The organism is Leptolyngbya sp. CCNP1308, from assembly GCF_034932455.1.
Taxonomy (GTDB): domain Bacteria; phylum Cyanobacteriota; class Cyanobacteriia; order Phormidesmidales; family Phormidesmidaceae; genus Nodosilinea.
In genome coordinates this window covers 1-5,954 of sequence record NZ_JAYGIH010000025.1, presented here as the reverse complement: position 1 = coordinate 5,954, position 5,954 = coordinate 1, and the positions used below count along the sequence as shown (strand labels likewise).

Genomic DNA, 5,954 nt, shown 5'->3' with positions numbered 1-5,954 from the left:
CCGTAGTGGTGATATCGAGGTGGCTACCCACCATGCGCACCACCTGGCCCTCAGCATTTTTGCGATGAGTCATGCGGGTGAAAATATGCACTGTAGATCCGTCTTTGTGGCGGTGGCGATACACGGTGCTCAGACCGTCAATTTTGCCGCTGTTGTAGTCGTCCACCAGCTGCCACCCGGCCAATCTGTCTTCCTCAAAGACAGTCGAGTTCCACATCTCAATGGAGTTCTCAAGTTCGTGGTCGACGTAGCCCAGCATGGCTTTCCACTGGGGTGAAAAATAGATCTCATCGGTGGTCAGGTTCCAATCTGAGAACCCCTCTGAGGAGGCCTCCAGCACCAGCTCTAGCTGTTCCTTAGTTGTTTCCAGCTCTAGGGTCATCTCCTGGCTGTCGGTGACATCTCTAGCAGCGGCGTAGATCAGCCCATCCATCGGCACCGATGCTCGCCACTCTAGCCAGCGATAGCTGCCGTCTAGGCAGCGATAGCGGTTGGTGAAAGAGACAATTTCTTGGTCGTTGATCAGAGCTGAAACAGCGTCGGTGGTGGCGGCGACGTCATCGAGATGGACATAGCTTATAAAAGGAGTGTTTTCTAGGTCAGCCAGCCTATAGCCCAGAGTCTTTTCCCAGGCGCTGTTGAGGCGACGAAAATAGCCTCCGGTGTCGGCAATGCACAGCAGGTCTATTGACACCGAGAAGAACCGAGCCAGTTCCTCAATTTTGGCCCCTAGCTCTAGCTCTATCTGCTTGCGCTGGGTGATATCGCGCACGATCACCAGACACTCATCGCTACTGTACGGCGCCAGGCGCACCTCTTCGTGGCACAGCTGCCCCCGCTTGACCAGCTGCTGCTCCCACACCTGCAAATCGCCTGTGGTCAAGGCCTGCTCAATATGCCGCAGCTGGTCTGCCAGCAGGTCGGGGGGCAATACCTCCGCCAGATGGTGCTCAACGGGTAGAAAAAGGCTCGAGTTGTCAGAGCTGGGGGGCAAAAAGCTAAAGCAGGTGCCGTCGCGCCCTATGCGCATTAGCAGGTCAGGAATTGCCCTAATAATCGCCTGGTTAGTCGCTTCGCTGTCGCTGAGGGCAGTCTCTATCTGCTGGAGATTGGGAGGGGCCTGCGATCGCTCTAGCTCAGCCTGCAGGCTCTGATTGACCTGCCGCAGGGACGCCACCTGCTGCTGCAAACGGGTGTTTTCTGCCTGTAGCTGCTGCACCAAACTTGTTAAGTCATCCACGTCAGATCTAGCTCCACTGGATGTTCTGTATTCAAAGGCCGCAGGCGATTAAAGACCCTACTAACTCTGTCTTGTGGTGACCATCCCTCAACGAACCTTTAAAACTTAAGGAGAGAGGCTCATGTCAGCTCACTCTTTCTCCTTCGCTTAACGAACTTTTAAGCCTTTCACCCACTTGTGTCAGGCCGTCATATTCCCATCACTTAATCCTACGATTCATCGATGTTTAACCTTAGTATTCCCAATCAGAGTTGCAACCGTCCCCGTGAACTTTCAAGCTAGAAAGAGGCTCAGGGCGATTTGATAGCGGAGCGATTGGCAACCCCTTAGGCCACCAGCATGAGGGAGGTATCTCTGACGTTGAGAAAGCGGGACTCAATGTCTGCTGCGGGGAGGGGTTTAGAAAATAGATAGCCCTGCCCCAGTTCGCAGTTGAGCTGTTGCAGTCGCGCTAGCTGGGGTTGAGTCTCAATGCCCTCGGCGGTGACTGTTAAGCCCAACTGCTTGCCCAGGGTAATAATGGTATCGACGACCTTGTATTTAGAGGTCAAGACTTGGATTTGGCTGGTAAACGATCGATCAATTTTGAGGTCGTTGACCAAAAACTGGTGCAGATAGCCCAGGGACGAATAGCCCGTGCCAAAGTCGTCGATGCTGATCTGAATCTGCCGCGATCGCAGGGCATCCACCAGGGCAATGGCGGTTTCAGCATTGTCCATGATGGCGCTTTCGGTAATTTCTAGCTTGAGCCGGGCGGGGTTGATGCCAGTGGCGGCCAGAATCTGGTCAATATCGTCGAGCAGGGTGGGGCAGGCAAACTGCCGCACCGATAGGTTGACGCTCATGGTCAGATGGGTCCAGCCCTGCTGCTGCCAGCGGCGCAGCTGTTGACAGGCCAGCTTGAGAATGAGCAAGCCCACCGGCACCACCAGCCCGGTGGTTTCCATCAGGGGAATAAACTCGCCGGGGGCAACCAGGCCACGGGTGGGGTGCTGCCAGCGCACCAGCGCCTCTAGACCGGCAATTTTGAGGGTTTTGAGGTGAACAATGGGCTGGTAATACACCACAAATTCCTGGCGATCGAGGGCGCGCTTGAGGTCATTTTCGAGGGCCAGGCGATCCACCATGGTTTGGTGCATTTGCGGGTCAAAAAATTGATAGCTGCCGGCTCCCTGCTGCTTGGCCCGGTACATGGCAATGCCAGCATCCTGAAGGAGTTGCTCAGAGCAGGGGTAGTCGCTGTGACCTAGAACAACTCCTAGACAGGCGGTGATAAAAATATCCAGCCCTGACGCGGTAAAAGGGGTCTTAAAGCTGTCTAAAATGGTCTGGATGAGCAATTTGATCCGCTCTATATCGCTGGTCTGGCGCAGCAAAATACAGAACTCGTTGCCCCCCAGACAGGCCAGCAGATCGCCGCTGGGCACCAGCTGCTGAAGCCGCTCGGCGATCGCCTTAAGCAGCTGATTGCTCAGGGTGTAGCCAAAGGAACCGTTGATCAGCTTGAACTGGTCGCAGTCGATGTAAATCACCGCAAAGGCCGAATTCTCAGTCTGAAGCAGCTCTGTCAGGGTTTGGTTTAGGGCGGCCCGGCTGGGCAACTGGGTTAAGGCATCGCGGGAAATGATCGTCTGGAGTTGGGCCGTACGCTCTAGCACCTTGGTTTCGAGCTGGGCGTTAAAGGTTTCTAGCTGCCGATACTGCTCCCGCAGCAGCAGCATCGATCGCACTCTGGCGATCAGCTCTAATCGGTTGATCGGCTTGCTAATAAAGTCGTCGGCACCAGCGCTAAAGCAGCGGGCAAGGTCCTGTTTTTCGCTCAGAGCCGTCACCATAATGACCGGCACGGTGGCCCAGGCGGGCGAAGACTTGATCCGTTGGCAAACCTCAAACCCATCGAGGCCGGGCATCATCACGTCGAGCAAAATCAGGTCGGGGGCCAGGTAGTCGAGGGCGGCGATCGCCGCTTCCCCCGTGCTGATGTAGTGCAGCTGATAACCCTGGGCGTCGAGCAGGGCCTCGATGACATCAAAGTTATTGGGATCGTCGTCAACGATCAAGATAAAGGCGGATGGCATAGGTCTGCTGGTGAACTACAGGGTGGATGGAGCGAGGGGGGTAAGCAGGTGCTGAATAGTGGCGGCCAGCTGCTTGAGTTTTAGCGGTTTGCCCAGGTGCTGGTTAGCCCCGGCTGCCAGGCAGCGCTCGCTCACCGCACTGTAGGCGGTGAGCGCAATGATTGGGCGATCGGCCAGGTGCGGCTCGTCGCGGATGCGGCGAATCGCCTCCAGTCCATCTATCCCCGGCAACTGCATATCCATCACAATCAGATCGGGGTTTTCTGCCAGGGCCAGAGCTATGGCCGCTTCGCCCTGACGGGCCAGCAGCAGGCGGTAACCCTTAGCGGTTAGGTAGTTAGCCACGGTGCTGATCGTGGCCGCCTGGTCTTCCGCCAGCAGAATTAGGGGCTTTTGGTTAGGGATAGCCGGGGCCTCTGGGGCACTGGCGACGGCGGTAGCCGGACTGGCTGTCCATCGACCTGCCCCAAGCTCGTAGGGCAGGTCGATGGTGAAGCTGCTGCCGACACCGACCTCACTGGTCAACCCCACCTGGCCACCGTGGAGCTCGGTGAACTGTTTCACCAGGGTGAGGCCTAACCCTGTGCCTTCGTACTGGCGGTTGAGGGCGCTGTCGATTTGAATGAAGGGTTGAAACAGTCTTTGCTGGTCGTCGGGGGCAATGCCAATGCCCGTATCCTTGACGGTAAAACGCATCACGGCCTGGATCTCGTCGCCGTCTTGGCACAACTTTGGCACGACTGTCAGGCTAACGCAGCCTCCCTCGGGCGTAAATTTGACCGCGTTGGCGAGCAGGTTGATCAAAATCTGGCGCACGCGCCGCTCATCGATTACCAGGTCAGGCAGATTGGGGGGAATGCAATCTATCAGCTGAATGCGTTTTCTGTCGGCCTGCTGCTGCACAAAGGTCAGGCTTGAATAGCAGAGGGGAGCGATCGCCGTGGGGGTTAGGTGCAGGGTAATTTGGCCCGACTCAATTTTGGCCATATCGAGAATGTCGTTGATCAGCGCGAGCAGGTGGGAGGCGCTGGTCTCGACGGTGGTGAGAGCCTTGAGCTGTCGCTCGTTGATAGCGCCAAACACCTGCTCTTGCAGCCCCTCAGTCATGCCCAAAATGGCGTTGAGGGGGGTGCGCAGTTCGTGGCTCATGTTGGCGAGAAATTCGCCCTTGGCCTGATTGGCCGCCTCGGCGGCGTGGCGGGCTTCTTCTAGGTCGTGCATATGCTGGTGCAGCTGGGCCTCCACCCGCTTGCGATCGCTAATATCGGTCTGAATGCCAACAAAATGGGTGAGCTGGCCCTCGGGGTCATAAATGGGCGAAATGCTGAGGTCGTTCCAAAATGGCTCGCCATTCTTGCGGTAGTTAATCACCTCTACGGTACAGTCTTCGCCAGCAGCAATAGCTTGACGCAGAGTATGCAGGCTAGGCTGCTCCAATTGATTACTCTGCAAGAAGCGGCAGTTATGCCCTATGGCTTCGGCCGAAGAAAAGCCAGTAATGCGCTCAAAGGCGGGGTTGACGTAGATGATCGGGTTGCTGGGTTGGCGGGCATCGGTAATCACAATGCCATGGCGGCTGGCGGCGATCGCCCGCTCCCGCAGGCGCAGAGTTTCTTCCAGCCGCTGGCGATCGCTGACATCGCGAAAAATACCCTGCACCACCCGGGTTGTCCCCAGGGTGATGGTCGTCGCGGTAATATCCACCGGAATATGTCGGCCATCGGCGTGCCGGATGGGGATGTTCAAAGCCTGAAAATGGGGGATATCAATAGATCCCTGAAAGAGGGCAATCAGCTCTGCCTGGTGGTCTGGTGGATACAGTTGGGATTGGTGCATCTGGGTCAGCTGATCGCGCCCGTGGCCAAACAGCTCCTCCGCGCGGCGATTTACCTCCAGAATATTGCCCTCCATATCGGCCACCACGATGGCATCACTGGCCCCCTCCATCAGGCCCCGGTAGCGCACCTCGCGCTCCTCCAGGGCAGCGGTGCGCGCGGCCACCTGCCGCTCTAGCGATTGGTTGAGTTCCTTGAGCTGACGTTCGGCCTGTTTGCGTTCCCGGAGAGCAGCTTTCTGAACGCTGATGTCCCGCACCAGAGCCAGTACCTCATCGTCCCGGTAGGGCACCACGCGGACTTCTTCAATCTGCATTTTCTCTGCCGTAGACAAATCGTGCTCATAAAACTGGATGGTTTGAGTGGCTAGGGCTAGGGCAATCGCATCGAGACGCTGCTGGGCCGCAACCGGGGGCAACGACTCGGTCACATGGGTGCCGACCAACTCTGGCAAACCGCCCACTACATGAAACGCGGGGTTAGCAACAAACTCCAGGTAGATGCCATCTTTGCTCAACCGCGCCAGCAAATCGGGCAGAGCCTCGACCAGCGCCCGCTGGTGGGCTTCACTCCGCTGCAGGGCTAGCTCGGTGCGCTTGCGCTCGCTGATGTCGCGAATTAAAAACAGCACCTCATCGTCGCTGCACTGCACTGCCCGCAGTTCTTCTTGCTGTAGGCGATCTCCCACCAAAATCTGCTGTTCGTGGGTTTGCACCTCATGGGTCGCCAGGGCCTGGCTGATGGCCTGAAGATTGAGCTCAACCACGTCGGCGGGCAAAATCTCCGACACGTGGCGACCAA

Annotated in this window: 3 protein-coding genes; all 3 read right to left on the bottom strand. The window is 57.2% G+C overall.

The features are described from left to right. Window positions 1-1,240 (bottom strand): PAS domain-containing protein (locus tag VB780_RS08385; RefSeq protein WP_323350684.1); only part of this gene is annotated, 1,240 nt, incomplete at its 3' end. A 326-nt stretch (window positions 1,241-1,566) separates the two neighbouring features. Beyond that, the gene (locus VB780_RS08380; RefSeq protein WP_323350683.1) at window positions 1,567-3,318 is read right to left on the bottom strand and encodes a putative bifunctional diguanylate cyclase/phosphodiesterase; all 1,752 of its coding nucleotides are present in this window, start codon (window positions 3,316-3,318) and stop codon (window positions 1,567-1,569) included. A gap of 15 nt (window positions 3,319-3,333) precedes the next feature. After that, on the bottom strand, window positions 3,334-5,954 hold a 2,621-nt coding region (locus tag VB780_RS08375; protein ID WP_323350682.1), incomplete at its 5' end, for a PAS domain S-box protein.